18 protein-coding genes are annotated in these 18,859 nt (G+C 61.0%); 13 read left to right on the forward strand and 5 right to left on the reverse strand.

Annotated features, from left to right (window positions below):
• Position 1 precedes the first annotated feature (1 nt).
• The 3 genes from A0U94_RS08385 to A0U94_RS08395 all read left to right on the forward strand — a co-directional run bounded on the left by A0U94_RS08385 (position 2) and on the right by A0U94_RS08395 (position 4,405).
• Positions 2-2,140, forward strand: coding sequence for an AsmA family protein (locus A0U94_RS08385; protein WP_244177978.1), 2,139 nt, complete (start codon positions 2-4; stop codon positions 2,138-2,140).
• An 85-nt stretch (positions 2,141-2,225) separates the two neighbouring features.
• Positions 2,226-3,557, forward strand: coding sequence for an NCS2 family permease (locus A0U94_RS08390; protein ID WP_077803906.1), 1,332 nt, complete (start codon positions 2,226-2,228; stop codon positions 3,555-3,557).
• Positions 3,558-3,616: 59 nt separating this feature from the next.
• Positions 3,617-4,405: a hypothetical protein gene (locus A0U94_RS08395; RefSeq protein ID WP_077803079.1), complete on the forward strand. Its 789-nt coding sequence runs from the start codon at positions 3,617-3,619 to the stop codon at positions 4,403-4,405.
• A 115-nt stretch (positions 4,406-4,520) separates the two neighbouring features.
• On the opposite strand, the gene A0U94_RS08400 is transcribed toward A0U94_RS08395, so the two are convergent.
• Positions 4,521-5,000, reverse strand: a complete 480-nt coding sequence (locus tag A0U94_RS08400) for a hypothetical protein (RefSeq protein WP_062110183.1) — start codon at positions 4,998-5,000, stop codon at positions 4,521-4,523.
• 9 nt (positions 5,001-5,009) lie between these two features.
• Positions 5,010-5,354: a hypothetical protein gene (locus A0U94_RS08405; protein ID WP_062110181.1), complete on the reverse strand. Its 345-nt coding sequence runs from the start codon at positions 5,352-5,354 to the stop codon at positions 5,010-5,012.
• 168 nt (positions 5,355-5,522) lie between these two features.
• Here A0U94_RS08405 and A0U94_RS08410 point away from each other — a divergent pair, with 168 nt between their 5' ends.
• The 8 genes from A0U94_RS08410 to A0U94_RS08445 all read left to right on the forward strand — a co-directional run bounded on the left by A0U94_RS08410 (position 5,523) and on the right by A0U94_RS08445 (position 12,943).
• Positions 5,523-5,777, forward strand: a complete 255-nt coding sequence (locus A0U94_RS08410) for a sulfurtransferase TusA family protein (protein WP_062032992.1) — start codon at positions 5,523-5,525, stop codon at positions 5,775-5,777.
• A 97-nt stretch (positions 5,778-5,874) separates the two neighbouring features.
• On the forward strand, positions 5,875-6,138 hold the full coding sequence (locus tag A0U94_RS08415; RefSeq protein ID WP_062032996.1) for an exodeoxyribonuclease VII small subunit: 264 nt from the start codon (positions 5,875-5,877) through the stop codon (positions 6,136-6,138).
• Entirely contained in the window at positions 6,135-7,040 is a 906-nt protein-coding gene (locus A0U94_RS08420) for a polyprenyl synthetase family protein (protein WP_062110179.1), read from the forward strand. Before A0U94_RS08415 ends, A0U94_RS08420 begins: the two co-directional genes overlap by 4 nt.
• A gap of 4 nt (positions 7,041-7,044) precedes the next feature.
• A complete protein-coding gene (gene dxs, locus A0U94_RS08425) occupies positions 7,045-9,027 on the forward strand; it encodes a 1-deoxy-D-xylulose-5-phosphate synthase (RefSeq protein ID WP_062033003.1) in 1,983 nt (660 codons plus the stop codon).
• A 7-nt stretch (positions 9,028-9,034) separates the two neighbouring features.
• The gene (locus tag A0U94_RS08430) at positions 9,035-9,796 is read left to right on the forward strand and encodes a TlyA family RNA methyltransferase (protein ID WP_077803080.1); all 762 of its coding nucleotides are present in this window, start codon (positions 9,035-9,037) and stop codon (positions 9,794-9,796) included.
• An 80-nt stretch (positions 9,797-9,876) separates the two neighbouring features.
• Complete coding sequence (gene rlmN / locus A0U94_RS08435) at positions 9,877-11,100, forward strand: dual-specificity RNA methyltransferase RlmN (RefSeq protein WP_077803081.1); 1,224 nt, start codon at positions 9,877-9,879, stop codon at positions 11,098-11,100.
• A 77-nt stretch (positions 11,101-11,177) separates the two neighbouring features.
• Complete coding sequence (locus tag A0U94_RS08440) at positions 11,178-12,410, forward strand: argininosuccinate synthase (protein ID WP_077803082.1); 1,233 nt, start codon at positions 11,178-11,180, stop codon at positions 12,408-12,410.
• Between the two features lie 26 nt (positions 12,411-12,436).
• A complete protein-coding gene (locus A0U94_RS08445; protein ID WP_062033022.1) occupies positions 12,437-12,943 on the forward strand; it encodes an FKBP-type peptidyl-prolyl cis-trans isomerase in 507 nt (168 codons plus the stop codon).
• Between the two features lie 6 nt (positions 12,944-12,949).
• Here A0U94_RS08445 and A0U94_RS08450 read toward each other — a convergent pair whose 3' ends face one another.
• Positions 12,950-13,516, reverse strand: coding sequence for a thymidine kinase (locus A0U94_RS08450; protein WP_077803083.1), 567 nt, complete (start codon positions 13,514-13,516; stop codon positions 12,950-12,952).
• A 95-nt stretch (positions 13,517-13,611) separates the two neighbouring features.
• Here A0U94_RS08450 and A0U94_RS08455 point away from each other — a divergent pair, with 95 nt between their 5' ends.
• Together A0U94_RS08455 and trpS are read left to right on the forward strand one after the other, a co-directional pair.
• Entirely contained in the window at positions 13,612-14,097 is a 486-nt protein-coding gene (locus A0U94_RS08455; protein ID WP_062033032.1) for a c-type cytochrome, read from the forward strand.
• 55 nt (positions 14,098-14,152) lie between these two features.
• Positions 14,153-15,142 carry a tryptophan--tRNA ligase gene (trpS, locus tag A0U94_RS08460; RefSeq protein WP_077803084.1) on the forward strand — a complete coding sequence of 330 codons (990 nt, stop codon included), beginning with the start codon at positions 14,153-14,155 and terminating at the stop codon, positions 15,140-15,142.
• A 4-nt stretch (positions 15,143-15,146) separates the two neighbouring features.
• Here the strand turns inward: trpS and lpxB are convergent, their stop codons facing one another.
• Together lpxB and pheT are read right to left on the reverse strand one after the other, a co-directional pair.
• Complete coding sequence (lpxB, locus tag A0U94_RS08465; protein ID WP_077803085.1) at positions 15,147-16,394, reverse strand: lipid-A-disaccharide synthase; 1,248 nt, start codon at positions 16,392-16,394, stop codon at positions 15,147-15,149.
• Positions 16,391-18,859, reverse strand: a complete 2,469-nt coding sequence (gene pheT, locus A0U94_RS08470; protein ID WP_077803086.1) for a phenylalanine--tRNA ligase subunit beta — start codon at positions 18,857-18,859, stop codon at positions 16,391-16,393. The genes lpxB and pheT overlap by 4 nt, the downstream gene beginning before the upstream one ends.

The following is an 18,859-nucleotide window of genomic DNA, read 5'->3' on the forward strand; positions in this document are numbered from 1 at the left end:
GTTGAGCAGCACCCCGCCCCGGACGCCTTCCCCTTCTGACAAACCTCTCGCCGGGCGGGAAAAGCGACATCGGCTCCTGAAAACCGCTGGCGGTATGATCGGAGCGCTGGCGGCCGCCCTCATCGTCCTGATTTTGGTCTGGCAATGGGACTGGTTCGTTCCCTACATTGACCGCAAGGCCACAACAGCCCTGCACCGCCCCGTCAGCATCGCGCATCTGCACGTTCATCTTGGCTTCAAACCAACAATTACGGTCGATGATCTGAAAATCGGCCAGCCCGAGGGCTTTGGAAAAGAAAAAGACGATTTTGCCTCTGCTCGCGCCATCACGGTCAAAGTCGATGCCTGGCGTTACCTGACAGGTGGCGGTCTTTCCGTGCCACTGATCCGTGTCGATGCACCAAAAGGCGACATCGTCTCACTGGCTGATGGCACGAACAATTATACATTCCCCTCAGCGTCCGACACATCCTCCCAGACAGCGTCATCCTCAACAGCCCTGCCCAAACTCGGCAAGATCGAGATCAATGACGGCGATATCCGTGTGGCGATGGCAAAGCTGAAGACGGACATGCACGTCCTCATCCATACCGTTTCGCCAAAAGACGGTGATGACGGGCATATCGTGATTGATCTCGAAGGCCGGTACGCCCGCGCGCCCATCACGGGTCATATCGTCGGAGGCGCCCTTCTGGACATTACGGACACCACGCATCCCTATCCGATCGACGGACGCCTCGCCAACGGACCGACCTACATCACGCTGCGCGGCACGGTTGACGATCCGATCCACTTTCGCGGCACCAATCTTGCGCTGCATTTTGCCGGTCCGGACATGGCGCTCCTCTACCCGCTGACGGGCGTGCCCATTCCGCAAACCCCGGCCTATAGCGTCACTGGCAATCTCGCCTATTCCGACCGCGCAATCCGTTTCCAGAAATTCGAAGGCCATATGGGCTCTTCGGATATTGGCGGAGACATCAACGTCAATCCGCATCAGAAACCGATCTTCGTGGACGCAGCGCTGCACTCCCATTCCGTGGATCTGGCGGACCTGGGCGGCTTCATCGGCGCGCAGCCCGGTGCAGCGAAAAAAGCCGAACCGGCCAGCACACGCGTACTGCCTGACAAGACAATCAATGTCCCGAAACTCAACGCTGCCAACGTCCATCTGACGTATCACGGCGAGCATATCCGCAACAAAAACTGGCCTCTGGACAACATTGATACCGAACTCGACATCCACGATGGCGCCATTGACCTCAAACACCTGACCTTCGCCACCGGGACAGGAACCATTTCCGCGAACGCTACGCTTGAGCCGACCAAAAACGAGCAGTTCCATACCCGCTTTCGTCTGGAGGTCTCCCGCCTGCCACTTTCACGGATCATGACATCCAAGGACATGTTCCAGGGCGAAGGCACCATTGGCGGTCATGTCACCCTGACATCCACCGGCAGTTCGGTAGCAACCCTGGTTGAAAACGGTGACGGCGGCACAACACTGGTGCTCAACCGCGGGGGTGACGTGACGGCCCTTCTTCCCGATCTGCTGGGGCTCAAGCTCGGCTCGGCCATCCTGTCTGCGCTTGGAATTCCGGATCGTTCGAAGCTGGAATGCCTCGTAGCCGACCTGCCCCTCAAGAACGGCATCGTCCATACCGATGCGATGCTCCTGCAAACCGGCACCACCCGGACAAGCGGCACCGGAACCGTCAATTTCCACAAAGACACGCTGGATTACGCCGTGACCACCCGTTCGATCGGGCCACAGATCCTGTCCCTGCCCGGCGCGGTCCATATTTTCGGCCCGATCAACAGCCCCACAATTCTGCCCGGTGCGGAACTGATCGGCCGCGTCGCGGCCTCCGTCGGGCTTGGGATCGTCTTCCCGCCCGCGGCCCTTATCCCGACCATCCAGCTTGGTGTCGGCAAGGGCTCGGCCTGCGAAAAAGCCATTCTGGAAGCCAACGAACACCCCGCCGCCGGAATTGCACCCGGCGCCACCACAGGCTCAGGCCCCAGCAGCATCCCGCACCCGGCTCACCCCCACCCCGAAAAACATCCGCAAGTCTCACATCACCATCTGAGTCCGGCAGAAGTCAGCAAGGCATGGGAGAAAAAATCGAACCCGAAATGAAAAGATACGCTCCAGCCCATGGCAGGGACAGGTTTTTTAACTATAGCTTGGCCCAGCCATCCCCTGCCCCCGGAGTGTCCGCTTGCTGCTATCCAGACTCGACCGCTGGTTTCATATCACGGCCCGCGGTTCAACGATCCCGCGTGAGGTCATTGCCGGACTGACGGTCTTCGGGGCCATGGCCTATATCGTGGCCGTCAACCCGGCCATCCTCTCGGCCGCGGGTCTGGATCGCCATGACATGGTCATGACCACGATCGCAGGCGCCGTCGCCGGAACGCTCCTGATGGCGCTCTGGGCCAGACTGCCCATCGCCCTTGCCCCCGCCATGAGCAGCAACGTTCTATTCGCGCAGGTCGTGGTGCAGCAGGCCCATGTCAGCCCGCGCACAGCCTTCACGGTCGTCCTGTTCAGCGGACTGTGCTTCACCGCCCTCTCCCTCAGCCAGATCCGCCAGCGCATCATCCGTGGCTTTCCGCCATCGATCGTCCTTGGGATCCAGATCGCACTCGGCGCCTTCATTGCCCGGATCGGCCTGATCACGGGGGGCATCGCAGTTCCTTCCCCCGAAGGTCTGACATTCGGATCCCTGAGCAGCCCGTCCATCCTCCTCAGCATGGCGGGTGTCGTTCTGAGCGCCATTCTCGTGGTCCTGCGCGTCCCGGCCGGATTGCTCCTCGCCATCCTCGCCATCACCATCGCCGGACTTTTCATCCACACACCCTCAGGCCCCATCACGCATCTGCCGGCTCACCTGCTGGACTGGCCTCATTACCCGACCAACCTGTTCCTGCCCTTCGATTTCCACGAATATTTTTCCCATCTCGGACTTCTCGTCCCCATCACGCTCTACTTCCTGCTGAGCGATTTCTTCGACGCGACCGCAACCATGATGAGCGTCGCCCACCGCGCAGGCCTGGACGGAACGCTCGAAAAACCCGCTCTTGACCATCGCGCTTTCGCCTCCGATGGAGCGGCCAGCATCATCGGAGCCTCACTCGGAACCTGCACGGTCTCTGCTTATGTCGAAAGCCTGGCTGGCGTCGAAGCCGGTGGCCGGACAGGCCTGAGCGCACTCGTCGTCGCCGTCCTGTTTGCCCTGTCTTCCGTTTTCTGGCCGCTCATCACCGCCATTCCCGCGATCGCCACAGCTCCCGTGCTCATTCTCGTGGGCCTGAACATGCTCGGCAGCCTCAGCCGTGTTGCTGAAACACCCGCAGAAGCCATCCCGCCCCTGACGATGCTGCTCATCGCAGGCGTGACCGGCAATTTCATGCTGAGCCTGTCCTGCGGCTTGTTGATCTATACCGCACTCGCCATCGCAACCCGCCAGTTGCACCGTCTGACACCAATCGTCCTCGGTCTGGACGCCGCCTTCGTCTTTTACATGGTTCTTCAGGCGCACATGGGAGCATGAAGACTTTTTAAAGCGCGGTTTTAATTCTTTTTTCATGGCTTCAGGGCAGGCTGTCCCGCATGACTTCCTGCCCTCCCAGTCCGCGCCACGTCTTTATCGCCACGCCCTGCTTCGGCGGCACCATCACGCTGGACTACATGCAGTCTCTCATCGGCTGCATCACCGCGGCACCGGCCCATAATCTGCAGCTCACCCTGTCCACGATCGGCAGTGACGCTCTCATCACCCGCGCCAGAAACACACTCCTGCATCAGTTCGTGACCATGACCGATGCCACCCATCTTCTTTTCATCGACAGCGACATCGGCTTTTCCATCACCGACATTCTCGCTCTTCTGGATGCAGACCGCCCTCTGATCGGAGGGGCCTACCCCCTGAAATCCCATTACTGGGACCACGATACGGACCGTTTCATGGCCGCTGGCGAAGAGTCCAGAACAGCCAGCCTGCGCTATGTCGGAGACTGTGCCACCCTGCACGATGACAGCGCACCGGGCGAAATCGCGAACGTCTCCTATATCGGCACAGGCTTCATGCTCATGACCCGCCAGATGGTGCTCGACATGATCGCCCACTATCCCGAGACCCGATACAGCCGCATCGACGCGAAGTCCGAAGGCCAGACTTCGCAAGCTCCGTCGTCAGACGCCTATGCCCTGTTCGACTGCCTGATCGACCCGGAAACCCGGACATATCTTTCCGAAGATTTCGCCTTCTGCCGTCGCTGGATCACAATCGGAGGGCGCGTCTCCCTCCACCGTGGCCTGTCACTGACACATACGGGTAGCACGACGTTCAAAGGCGACCTGTCTGCGCGAACGTTGCCACTTTCTACATCCCGAACCTGAAACGGCCGGATTTCAGGCGTCATCTGCCACTATTCCGTCATATTAAACCGGTTTAAACAGTCATGCGGTGTCGGGAGCGTGATGCATACATTCCCCGACACCGCTCCCTCTCCCTTCAGACCAGAACCGCCTGACGGAAAAACGGGATATTGGCCACAGGGTCAGCTGCCCCGGCAGCCGTGTTGTAATACTGCTTGTGAAAACGGCTCAGAACCGCCGGATCGCTGGACGACGGCAGTGAGACCGGCGTCCGGTAATACCGGATGCGGGCCATTGCCGATGCATATCTCAAATTGGAGACAAGCTGCGCGCTTCGTGGCAGATCCTGCGAAAGCATCCCCTCCAGAATCCGCTCGAACCTCCTGCCCGCTGGATAACACAGAAAGTTGACCCAGCAGTCGTCATGCGTCGCTGGTTCCATCTGCCACAAACCCAGAGCCGGACCGCCACCGATCTGCCGGACATATGTTCCCCGACTTTCCGCAAGGGCCGTGCCCGTCACCAGATTGACCGCAACATCCCCATCCAGCCCGAGCGCCGCCAGTGCGGGAGAGACCACGAGATGCTTGAGCTGGCCTGCATCAATTCCACTCATGGCATCTCCTCACTTTGTGGTCAGGGACAGGGCAACATGCACCATGCCCGTCCCCAGAATGGATGTGGCCAGCGTGATGATCCCCGTAATGACCGCCCGCCCCCCGATCAGCCGGTCCAGCTTCCCGTTGACCACACGATTCCCCTCATCAACCTTCGTCTCCAGCAGTTTCATTTGATCCCGCAGCGACGAGATTTCCTGCCGCATCTCGGTGCGCAGTTCCTCATATCGATCCGAAAGCCCCCCTGCGATCGTCTCCAGTCGCAGAACCCGATCCTCGAGCATCCGTAGCGTATAGGCGCGTCTCTCATTTCCATCAGCCAGACTAACTGCCTGGCCTTCCCCGTCCGACATACCGTTCCCCCAATAAAAAAAGCGCTCCCCGAGAGGAACGCTTTTGTGGCATTAAGCCATTAATATAGAAACAAACGCCTGATTTATCAACGAAAACCTGAAACCCTCAGACAAGCGCACCAAAAGCCGACTTGGCCCCCTCCAAAGATGGGCGCATAGTCGTGCCCCATGACTGTTCCTCCGACAGAAACACTTCTCGATCTGCGTGGTCTGGCTTGCCCCATGCCCGTCCTCAAAGCCAATCGTGCCCTCCGCGACATGGCCCCGGGCGCGAAGCTGCGCGTCCTCGCCACGGATCGCGCTTCAGTGGCGGATTTTCAGTCCTACTGCCGCGAAACCGGCCATGCGCTCATTGCGTTCACAGAAGCCGCAGGCATGCTTTCCTTCGTAATCCGGCGACGTGCAGAAACATCACCGTCCTGAGGAAACTCCAGCGTTCCCGTGGTCGGGGCTGGCAAAAACTGTCTTCTGCCTGTAATCCCCTCGCTACCTTGTTCCAAAGTGTGCCTTGAGGCTCTTCATGCCCGAACCCATTGATGCCCCCATGGATGCCCTGTCTTTTGAGGATGCCCTGTCCGAACTGGAGAGGATCGTCCGTGGCCTTGAAGGCGGCCAGATGAAGCTCGAGGACGCTATTTCCGCCTATGAACGCGGTGCTGCCTTACGCAGACATTGCGATGCGAAGCTGGGAGAGGCCGAGATGCGTGTGCGTGCCATCGTGCAGAACGATGACGGCACGACAGGCACGGAGCCTCTTGCCGATACCGGAGAATCCGGCCGATGAATGTCTCTACCCCGTCTGTTTCCCTGAAGGACGCGCTCGCCCGCGCCTGTGCCGAAATCGAAAGCACGATCGACGCTCTTCTGCCCATGGTTCCGGGGGACGAGTCCGTCCTTCTGGACGCCATGCGTTATGCCGCTCTTGGCGGCGGCAAGCGTCTGCGCGGTTTTCTGGCCGTCGAAGTCGCGACACTGTTTGGCGCAGACCGCGAGGCTGCCCTGCGTGTTGCCGCGTCGGTCGAACTGCTGCACGCCTATTCGCTGGTCCATGACGACCTGCCCTCCATGGATGATGACGACCTGCGACGCGGGCAGCCATCCACGCACAAGCAGTTCGACGAAGCCATCGCGATTCTGGCGGGCGACGCCCTGCAGACCCGTGCTTTCGAAATTCTTGTCGAACCCGAAACCAGCCCCAATCCGGCCGTCCGCGCCAATCTGGCCCTTGCCCTTGCGCAGGCCTCTGGATCGGCTGGCATGGTTGGCGGTCAGGTCATCGACATCCGTGGCGAAGGCCGCGCCTTGCCGCTCGATCAGGTGCGCCGTCTGCACGCCTTAAAAACCGGCGCCCTCATCCGCTATGCGGCTGAATCCGGCGCCATTCTGGCCGATGTGGACGACGAACGCCGTGCTGCCATCGTCGCTTATGGCCGCGATCTGGGCACGGCGTTTCAGGTTGCCGATGACGTTCTGGATTCCACAGCCACAGCCGAGGAACTCGGCAAAACCGCAGGCAAGGACGAAGCCAGCGGCAAATCAACCTATGTCTCCCTGCTTGGCATCGACGGTGCCCGAGCCGAGGCCCGTCGCCTGAGCGACCGGGCCCGGGAGGCTCTTTCATCTTTCGGTGCACAGGCCGACGCCCTCAGGGCACTGGCAGATTATGTCGTCGAGCGCAGGAACTGATCCCATGAGCAAGAAGTCCTCCACGATTCCCACCTATGGCCGCTATCCCGAGCTGGATCGCGTCCGCTTCCCTGCCGACATGCGAAACCTGTCCGTCGACCAGCTCAAGCAGCTTGCCGACGAACTGCGCTCGGAAACCGTTGACGCCGTCTCCACCACGGGTGGCCATCTCGGCGCCTCTCTCGGCGTGGTCGAACTGACCGTTGCCCTGCACGCCGTCTTCAACACACCCGATGACCGCATCATCTGGGACGTCGGTCATCAGGCTTACCCGCACAAGATCCTGACCGGCCGCCGCGACCGGATCCGCACCCTGCGTCAGCCCGAGGGGCTGTCCGGCTTCACCCGACGCGCGGAAAGCGAATACGACCCGTTCGGCGCAGCGCATTCCTCGACGTCGATCTCGGCTGGCCTCGGCATGGCCGTTGCGCACCATCTGCGCGCGGAAGAAGACCCGAGCTACCACGAGCGCAATGTGATTGCCGTGATCGGCGACGGCTCGATTTCGGCTGGCATGGCCTATGAAGCCATGAACAACGCCGCAGTCGCAGGCCCTGGCGCGAACCGTCTGATCGTGGTGCTGAACGACAACGAAATGTCGATCGCCCCGCCGGTCGGCTCGATGTCGGACTACCTGTCGCGTCTGATGTCCTCGCGCCAGTTCTTCAGCCTGCGCGATCTCGCCGGCAAGGTCGCCAAGCGCCTTCCGGGCAAGATCGAGCGTACCGCCAAGCGCGCCGAAGAATATGCCCGCGGCCTGATTACCGGCGGCACGCTGTTTGAAGAACTCGGCTTCTACTACGTTGGCCCGGTCAACGGCCACGACATGAGCCAGCTCGTGCCGATCCTGCGTAACCTGCGCGATGCCGACGATCAGGGCCCGATCCTGCTGCACATCATCACCGAGAAGGGCCGCGGCTACAAACCCGCCGAAGCCGCCGGTGACAAGTATCACGCCGTCAGCAAGTTCAATGTCGTCACGGGCGAGCAGAAGAAGGCCCCGGCTGGCCCGCCGAGCTACACGTCCATCTTCAGCCGCGAACTGATGCGCCGCGCCAAGACCGACGACAAGCTGGTTACGATCACCGCCGCCATGCCGTCCGGCACGGGTCTGAGCGCATTCGCAAAGGCCTATCCGGACCGCTTCTTTGACGTCGGGATTGCCGAACAGCACGCCGTCACCTTCGCCGCTGGTATTGCATCTGAAGGTCTGCGCCCGTTCTGCGCGATCTATTCGACCTTCCTGCAGCGCGCCTACGATCAGGTCGTGCATGACGTCGCGCTCCAGAACCTTCCGGTCCGTTTCGCCATCGACCGCGCCGGTCTGGTCGGTGCCGATGGCGCCACCCATGCCGGTTCGTTCGACCTCAACTACCTGTGCTGCCTTCCGAACATGGTCGTGATGGCGCCGTGCGACGAAATCGAACTGCTGCACGCTACGGCTACGGCCTGTGAATATGACGCCGGACCGATCGCCTTCCGCTACCCGCGTGGCAACGGCATCGGCCTTGATCTGCCTGAAAAGGGCGAAGTTCTGGAAATCGGCAAGGGCCGCATCGTCCGCGAAGCCCGTCGCGCGCCGAACGCCCGCGGTGGCGTCGCCATCCTGTCGCTTGGCCCCCGTATCCACGAATCCCTGCGCGCCGCCGACCAGCTGGCCGCACAGGGCGTTCCGGTCACAGTTGCGGATGCCCGCTTCGCCAAGCCAATCGACAAGGCTCTGGTCGAAGATCTGGCCAACCAGCACGAAGTCTTCATCACGCTTGAAGAAGGTGCCATTGGCGGCTTCAGTAGCCTCGTCGTTCAGCACCTTGCCGAGACCGGCCTGCTGGACAAGGTCAAGTTCCGGCCGCTCGCCCTGCCGGATCGTTACATCGACCACAACACGCAGGACGCCCAGTACGAGGAAGCCGGCCTGACCGCGCCGAACATCGTGCATGTCGCCGCCGCTGCCCTGGGCGTAGACGTCGCCCAGCAGTCCGCCTGAGCGACTGATGGCCAAACGCCGCGCCGACCAGCTCCTCGTTGACAGGGGGCTGGTCGAAAGCCGGACACGGGCTCAGGCCCTGATCATGGCTGGCCTCGTCTATACCAGTGACCGCCGGATCGCGAAGGCCGGCGACCAGCTTCCCGAGGATGCCCCCCTCGCCCTCAAAGGCCAGGACCATCCCTGGGTCTCGCGCGGTGGCCTCAAGCTGATTCACGCCATCGAACATTTCGGACTGGACCCGAAAGGCCGCATTGCTATTGACGTGGGTGCCTCGACCGGTGGCTTCACGGATGTCCTGCTGACCCACGGCGCCGAAAAGGTCTATGCCGTGGATGTCGGACACGGACAGCTCGCCTGGAAAATCCGCTCGGACGAACGCGTCATCGTCATGGAAAAGACGAACGCCCGCGCCCTGACTGCCGAACAGATTCCTGAGCCTGCCGGAATTGTCGTCTGCGACGCGAGCTTCATCGGCCTGCGCACCGTCCTGCCCGCAGCCCTTGAACTCACCACGCCGGATGCCTGGGCCGTCGCCCTCATCAAGCCCCAGTTCGAAGCCGGACGCGGGGAAGTCGGGGCCAAAGGCGTCGTCCGCGACCCTGCGGTCCATGAGCGTGTCTGCGAAGAAATCCGGGAATGGTTCGCAGCCCTCCCCGGCTGGGACGTCCTCGGGATCGAGGCCAGCCCCATCACCGGCCCCGAAGGCAACCGCGAATTCCTGATCGCAGCCCGCAAAACTGATACGACACAGCCCACCGCGGAATAGTTTTCCAAAACGGTTTTACCGGAAAGACCGCGCTTTTCCTTTGGAAATTCGGGTCTTCTCCGTGCTATGGCTCCGCCGTCATGACAGCCGTAATCCATCCCGACATCCGCCCCCGAATCAATTCCGTCGCCTCCGACGACCTGAACGCAGCCGAGCGCGAGCGTATCCACGCGAAATCTGCTCTCTTCGCACCGCCCGAGGCGCGTCTCGCGGACGGACGACGCGATCTGGTGGGCCTGTCACGCGAAGAGCTGGCCGCGCTCATGACGGATATCGGCGAGAAGCCATTCCGCGCCAAGCAGCTCTGGCATTGGATTTACCATCAGGGCGCCACCGATTTTTCGGCCATGACAACCATCGCCAAGCCGATGCAGGCCAAACTCGCCGAGCACTTCGTCGTCAGCCGCCCCACGACGGCCACCGAACAAACCTCCATAGACGAGACGCGCAAGTTCCTTTTCCGCTTCCGCGACGGTCAGGAAGCTGAGACAGTCTATATTCCAGACCGTCGGGAAGACCGCGGCGCCGTCTGCATTTCCTCGCAGGTCGGCTGCACCCTGTCCTGCACCTTCTGCCACACCGGCACCCAGAAACTTGTCCGCAACCTTGGGCCTGCCGAAATCGTTGGCCAGTTCATGGCTGCCCGCGACAGCTACGGTGAATGGCCGAGCCCCAGCGCGGATATGCCGCGCTATCTGTCCACGATCGTGCTGATGGGCATGGGCGAGCCGCTCTATAATTACGAAAATGTCGCAAAAGCCATGCGGATCATCATGGATGGTGAAGGCATCGCCCTCTCCCGCCGCCGCATCACGCTCTCAACATCCGGTGTAGTCCCGATGATGGACCGCTGTGGCGAGGAACTTGGAATCAATCTGGCCATCTCCCTGCATGCCGTGACGAACGAACTGCGTGACCAGATCGTCCCGTTGAACCGCAAATACCCGATTGAAGACCTGATCGCCGCCTGTCGTCGCTATCCGGCTGCATCCAACGCCCGACGTATTACCTTCGAATACATCATGCTCCGCGGCGTGAACGACAGCGAAGCCGATGCCCGCGAACTGGTGCGCCTGATCCGCGATCTGCCGGCCAAGGTGAATCTGATACCGTTCAACCCTTGGCCCGGCTCGGACTTTCAGCCTTCCAGCCGCGCGCAGATTACGAAATTCGCCAATATCGTGATGGACGCAGGGTTCGCCTCCCCCATCCGCGCAGCCCGCGGACAGGACATCCTCGCGGCCTGCGGGCAGTTGAAAACCGAAAGCGAACGCCAGCGTCGCACTGCCGCATCGGATACCTGACACACGCCCGGTTTCCCTCTGTCGGCTGAACTGCTAGAAACGCTTCTCAAACAAAACACACCAAGGACCACACCGTTATGAGTGCCCACCAGGACGTCAAGAAAGTTGTGCTCGCCTATTCTGGCGGCCTGGACACTTCGGTTATCCTTCGCTGGCTTCAGAAAACCTATAACTGTGAGGTTGTCACCTTCACCGCCGATCTCGGACAGGGCGAAGAGCTGGAGCCGGCCCGCAAAAAGGCCGAGATGTTCGGCGTCAAGGAAATCTTCGTCGAGGATCTGCGCGAAACCTTCGTCAAGGATTTCGTGTTCCCGATGTTCCGGGCCAACACGCTCTATGAAGGCCAGTACCTGCTGGGCACCTCCATCGCCCGTCCGCTGATCGCACAACGCCAGATCGAGATTGCCGAAGCCGTCGGTGCCGACGCTGTGGCACATGGTGCGACCGGCAAAGGTAACGATCAGGTCCGCTTCGAACTCGGCTATTATTCGCTCAAGCCGGATGTGAAGGTCATCGCACCCTGGCGTGAGTGGGACCTGACGTCCCGCACGAAGCTCCTTGCCTTCGCCGAAGAGAACCAGATCCCTGTCACGAAGGACAAGCGCGGCGAAGCCCCGTTCTCCGTGGATGCGAATCTTCTGCACTCCTCTTCCGAAGGCAAGCTGCTCGAAGATCCGTCGATCGGCGCCGAGGAAATCGTTTTCCAGCGTACGATCTCTCCGGAAGCCGCCCCTGACGTCGCAACCGAAATTGCCATCGACTTCGTCAGCGGTGATCCGGTCGCCATCAACGGCGTTGAAATGACCCCGGCAACTCTGCTGACGCGTCTGAACGAACTGGGCCGCGACAACGGCATCGGTCGTCTCGACATCGTGGAAAACCGCTTCGTGGGCATGAAATCCCGCGGCATCTACGAAACGCCGGGCGGCACAATCCTGCTGGCTGCCCACCGGTCCATCGAAAGCATCACGCTCGACCGCGAAGCTGCCCATCTCAAGGACAGCATCATGCCGCGCTATGCCGAAATCATCTATAACGGTTTCTGGTTCTCGCCAGAGCGCCGCATGCTGCAGGCTCTCATTGACACCAGCCAGCATTCCGTCACCGGCCGTGTCCGCATGCGCCTGTACAAGGGCAATGTGACCTGCGTCGGCCGTGAAAGCCCCCACAGCCTGTACGATACCCGCGTCGTGACTTTCGAGGACGACGAAGGCGCCTATAATCAGCAGGATGCCCAGGGCTTCATCAAGCTCAACGCCCTGCGCCTGCGGCTCGGCGGTCAGATCGGCCGTCGTGGCGGCACGCTCTGATTTCTCAACTGACTCCCCGGGGGACCATGACCAGTCTGATCCGTCTTACATCCGCTTTCGCCCTGTGTGGTGCCTTTGCCCTGACGGGCTGCTCTGGCGCCCCGAAGCCAGTGGATGATTCCGACCTGACGCCCGCGCAGTTCATGGCGAAAATCCATGCTGAACCAGGCGTCAAGACCCTGCCGGACGGCCTGGCCTACAAGGTTCTCCAGTCAGGCCCAAAAGATGGTGACAGCCCGCATCACGGCTCCACCATCATGGTCATCTACGAAGGCCGCCTCCCCGATGGCGGTATTTTCGACAGCTCTGACCAGCATGGCAGCGGTGCCTACATGGAAATGCCGCTCGACGGCCTCGTGCAGGGCTGGCTCGAAGCCCTTCCCATGATGCATGTGGGCGATGAATGGATGCTCTACCTGCCGCCCAATCTCGGCTACGGCAAGCGCTCCATGGGCATTATCCCGCCCAACAGCCCGCTGATTTTCAAGATCCGCCTTCTGGGCGTCAATAACGGCGGCGGCGGCCAGCAGTAAAAACCGTCATCCCCTTCCGGAACCCCTCTTCAGGGCTGCCTCCGGAAGGGTCCAGTGCGCATCGCAACGCGCCTCATAAAGCTCCTGATCGCCCGTCTCCAGAAGATGACCCGTATCATGGGTTTTTGCGGTCCATGCCGCTGGCGCCCCGCAGACATGACAGCGCGCTGTCAGAACAATGACCTCATCTGCCTCATCCCGCAGCCGCTCCATGACGTCGAACGGGACACGCCGGTAATCGGTATCCAGCCCCCCGACCGTCACATCCACGCCCTGCGCCCGGACTTTTTGGATATCCTGGACGATATCGCCCTGATAATGTGGCGCGACCCAGAACTGCCCCTCATCCAGAACGACATGGCTGTACCGGTGTGCCTCTGCGGGCCATACATTCACCGAAACCGCAGCAAGATGGGATCCATCCCGGCTGACAAGTTCGGAACCATCTCGCTTATCAAAGCCCGGCTTGAGCGCCAGTACATCTGCCTGCTTTTTCGCTGCGGCAATCAGATGTGCGGATTTCCCGGCAAACATCGGCCCCACATACACTACAAGACGGCCTCTGACGGTCATGGCTTCTCCTTCCGATAGCGCCATGAGCCCTATTACAGCCGATTTGCCAAGCCCCGGACTTGCTGAAACGCCTCCGAAGATGCGACAACGACACTGTGATCAGAATTGACCCAGCTGTCCGACTTCCCCTGTTTCTCGCCATTTTCATGGTGGCGGTCTTCGTTGTCGGCCATGCCTGGGAAAATCGTGTTCAGGCCCCGCGTGAATACTCCAATGAATGCAGCATCTGCCATCACGGCGGTCATGGCCAGGTTTCTGAAGTCGCCCCGATTTTTGGCCGCGTTGGCCCGATCGCACGAACTCCTGCCGGGCACCACTACCTGGCTGACGTCCTGCTTTACGGACTGGACGGCCCCATCACAGCGGGAGACGGTCATTACAACAGTTCCATGCCGTCCTTCCATCGCCTCTCCAACGACGAGATCGCGCGTATCCTGACATTCGTCGCAAGTCAGGAAATGCCCGCAGACGCCCCCACATTCACCGCCGCCGACATCGCAGCCGCACGGGCTCATCCGATGTCGGCGACGGATGTTTTGCAGGAACGGCAGAAGCTCGACCTGCAGACGCCCGTTCAGTGAAGCCGCCCGCTTCCTCCATCCCTGCTCCCTTTCCCAGCAACTGAAGACAGAACCCATGCAGCGCGTATTTTCCGGCATCCAGCCAACCGGCATTCCCCATCTGGGCAATTATCTCGGAGCAATCCGCAACTGGGTTACGCTGCAGAAAGACCATGACTGCGTCTTCTGTCTGGTGGACCTGCATTCCATCACCATGCCCTGGGACCCGCAGACCCTGCGTGAACAGACACTCGGCTCAACGGCCTGTCTTCTGGCCGCCGGAATCGAACCCACACGCCTGTACAACCAGTCCGCCGTCAGCGCGCATGCCCGTCTCGGCTGGATCTTCAATTGCGTCTCCCGCCTCGGCTGGCTCAACCGCATGACCCAGTTCAAGGACAAGGCCGGCAAGAACCGCGAAAACCATTCGGCGGGCCTTTATGTCTATCCGAACCTGATGGCGGCTGACATTCTGGCCTTCCACGCAACCCGCGTCCCCGTCGGCGAAGACCAGCGCCAGCATATCGAGCTCACCAACGACATCGGCCAGAAGTTCAATCACGACATGGGCGTGGAGTTCTTCCCGCAGGTGGAGGCCTTCATCCCTCTCTCCGCAGCCCGCGTCATGAGCCTGCGCGACGGCAGCAAGAAAATGTCCAAGTCCGACCCGTCAGAACAGAGCCGCATTGTCCTGACCGACACCGCAGACGACATCGCCCTGAAAATCCGACGCGCCAAGACCGATTCCGAACCGCTCCCCAGCGAAATGGACGGTCTGAGCGAGCGTCCGGAAGCCCGGAACCTCGTCTCCATCTATGCAGCCATGTCGGATGAAACACCGGCAGACATTCTGGCCCGCTTCAGCGGTCAGGGCTTTGGCCCGTTCAAGAATGCTCTCGCGGATCTTCTGGTGGAACGTCTGGCCCCGGTCGCCAGCGAAACGCAGCGCCTGCTTCAGGACGAAGCACATCTGCTCTCGGTCCTGCGTGCCGGTGCCGAACGTGCAAACAGCGTTTCGGAACCGATCGTTCAGGAAGCCGAGCGCCTCGTCGGCTTCCTGCGCTAGGATTTCAGATGCTGGACGACCGGGAAACCGGTTCGTTCAGCAGATCCATGATCTCGGCAGCGGCCGCATCAGCGGGCGTCCCCACAGGCGGTGCGAGCATCTCAAGCACGTCAGCAAACGCCATACGCTGCTTTTCCACCATCTGCGGATCACTCAACAGCTTCGAGACCATCTCGGCCAGCTTCTTCGGCGTACAGTCTTCCTGAAGCAGTTCCGGCACCACCTTCCGCCCCGCCAGCAGATTGACCATCGCCACATGCGGAACCTTGATCAGGCGCCGCGCGATCGTCGCCGTCACCGGATTGACCCGATACGTCACCGCCATCGGCACATTGCCCATCGCGAGTTCCAGCGTGGAGGTCCCTGACTTGGTCAGGGCACACTGCGCAGCCGCAAAGGCATCGTGCTTGTCATGAATATCGGTAACAATATGCGGCTGGATCGGCCATTTGCGGATCAGCTGACGGATTGTCGGCGCAATGACGGGCGCAACCGGAATCACAGGACAAATATCCGGATACTGCACCCGCAGTAGATCCAGCATCTTGCGGAAAACGGGCAGAAGCCGGGGGGCTTCCGAACGCCGGCTGCCCGGCATCAGGATCACGACGGGCGCATTGGCCGGAATATTGTGCCTCAGCCTGAACCGCTGCGCATTCCCCTGCCGCACGCCCGACTGAAGCACCGGATGCCCGACAAACCGCCCCTCAAGACCACGCTTTGCAAACCATTCAGGTTCAAAAGGCAGCAGGCAAAGAAGCCTGTCCCACAGACCAGGGAATTCCTTGACCCGGCTTTCCCGCCAGGCCCAGACCTGCGGCGCCACATAATGAACGCGCTTGATTCCGGAACGCTCGATTTTCTGCAACAGGCGCAGGGCAAAACCCGGACTGTCGATCGTCACGACAAGATCGGGCTTGCGCAGTTCGATATCCTGAACGGCCTCCAGAAGTCGCTGCGACAGATGCCGCAGACGGGGCAGCACTTCGACAAGCCCCATGACTGCCAGATCGCTCATGGGAAACAGGCTGTGCAGCCCCAGAGCTTCCATACGGCCGCCCCCGACGCCTGCGAAAACCAGCGAAGGGTCCTGTGCATGAAGCGCCTGCATCAGGCGCGCTCCAATCACGTCTCCACTGGCCTCGCCTGCCAGAATCCAGATCACCCGCCCGTACCGGGGCAAAGGCATGGTCGTTTGGGAGGGGTCCACCGTGGACTGTCCGTCAGATCCGGATTCTGGAAGAGAGCTCATCGACGCAATACTGCCCCTGTTGCCTTGAGAACCGCAGCTTCCACCGATTTGGAAACCGCTTCAAGCTGCGTATCCGTAAGACTCTCGGTCTGTGGCTGCAAGACCACTTCCACACCGAGCGAGCGATGCCCCTCTGGCAGGCTGCCGCCTTCGAACACGTCAAACAGACGCACATCCTGTACCAGATTGCGATCCGCCATCCGAACCGCCTTCAGAACAGCCTGGATTTCGACATCCGGTCCGGCAACGAAAGCAAAGTCTCGCCGGACAGGCTGCAACGATGACAGCACAGGCGCGGATTTCCGCTTCACCTTCGGCTGCGGCACCTGATCCAGATAGACTTCAAACGCCACCACGGTCCCGCTCAGGCCCAATGCCCGCGCAACACGCGGATGCAGTTCTCCGAACGTCCCCAGAACCGTCTTTGGCCCCTGCCGAACCTGCCCGGAACGACCCGGATGATAGAACCCCGGCGCATCTGCCGTCACGGACAAAGCCGCTTCTGGCACCCCCAGAGCCACCAGAGCTGCAAACAGATCCGCCTTCGCATCCCACAGGCTGGCTTCATGCGCAGCAACACCCGGCTCACGCGCAGTCAGCCCGGCCCGAAGACCGGCAAGACGCAGATGCTGCCCCGTCGCGTCAAAACTCGGTCCAACCTCAAACAGCGCACCCTCGCCCGAAACGCCAAGACCGCGCGCCAGATTGCGCGACAGGGCCCGCGCCAGATTGACCAGCGGGGTCGGACGAAGCTGGTCCAGATCCGTGGCGATCGGGTTCAGAAGATGCTGCGTTTCCGGAAGCTCTCCGAACAGCGCCGCATCATCCTGCGCCACAAAGGAAAATCCGACCGTCTCGGTTAGTCCACGCGCCGCACAGATCCGTCGCAGCAGCGCCGCACGCGCCTGAAGAGACGTCACGGCCGGAGCCGGAACCACCGTTGCCTGCGGCAGCGCCACTGCCGGAACATTGTCCAGTCCGTAAAGACGCAGCACTTCTTCAAGAAGATCGCATTCCGCTTCCATGGCCTGAACATGCCCGGCAGCTTTCGCAGCCACATCCGCATCCAGTGTCGACGCCTGGGCCAGAACCTGTCCCGAAGCGATATCGTTCCGCCAGGACGGCACCAGGAACGTCGCAGCGTCTGCCGTCTGCTCCGTCACCTCGAAACCGAGATGCTCAAGCGAGCGCACAGCATCTTCGGCTGTAAGATCGACGCCCCCCAGCGTCTTCAGACGCTCGAAACGCAGCGTCGCCGTCCGCTTCCATTCGGGCAGAATGCCCGCTTCGGTAATCTCGCTGACCTCACCGCCACACAGATCGCGGATCATGATCGTGGCGGCTTCAAGCCCATTGAGAACCTGTGCCGGATCAATCCCACGCTCAAAACGCTGGCGCGCATCGGTATGAATGGCCAGACGACGCCCGGTCAGGGCAATCCGAACTGCGTCAAAGAGCGCCGATTCCACGAACACATCGGTGGTGTTCTCATCAACGCCACTGCTCTCACCACCGATCAGGCCCGCGAGCGACTGCACCCCGGCTTCATCGACAATGACCATGTCCTCGGTGCCGAGCACATATTCGCGCCCATCAAGGCCGGTAAAGGTTTCGCGGGCGGCATGTGTCACCGTCAGCATATCGCCTTTAAGTTTTGCAAGATCAAAGACATGCAGCGGACGACCAAGATCGTATGTGAGGTAATTCGTCACATCGACGAGCGCCGAAATCGGCTTGACCCCAACAGATTCCAGACGCCGCCGCAGCCAGTCCGGGCTCGGCCCGTTTTTCACATTCCGAATAACGCGCCCAACAATATACGGGCAGGCCGGATGTTCAGTCTTCCACGCCAGAGGCGACGGGAAATCCCCTTCAACCGCTTCGGTAAGCCAGGGCTTGAGACGCCCGATGCCCGCCGCAGCCAGATCCCGCGCAATACCACGAATGCTCAGCGCATCACCCCGGTTGGGCGTAATCGCGATCTCGATGACCGGATCATCCAGTTCAGCATAGGCTGCATAAGATTCGCCGATCGGAGCCGCCTCGGAAAGCTCGGCAATTCCGTTGCTTTCCTCGCCCAGCCCCAGTTCCTTCAGGGAGCACAGCATTCCGTTGCTGTCCTGCCCGCGGATCTTGCCCTTCTTGATGGTGATGTCGAGCCCGGGAACATACGTCCCCGGCGTCGCAAAAATCACATGCAGACCTGCACGCGCATTCGGCGCACCACAGACGACCTGCACATCTTCAAAACCGCCGCCTGCCGCCACACGACAGACCTGAAGCCGGTCTGCATCAGGATGGCGATGCGCTTCGACAATCTTGGCCGTCCGGAAGCCCACAAGGCTGTCGGCAGGGTTTTCAACGCCCTCGACCTCAAGCCCGATGACACTCAGCCGGGCGCAGATATCTTCAACAGAAGCTGTAAAATCAAGATGTTCACGCAGCCATGAGAGAGAGAACTTCAT

Origin of the sequence: Gluconobacter albidus (genome assembly GCF_002005485.1) — a bacterium.
In the GTDB taxonomy this organism is placed as follows: Bacteria; Pseudomonadota; Alphaproteobacteria; order Acetobacterales; family Acetobacteraceae; genus Gluconobacter; species Gluconobacter albidus.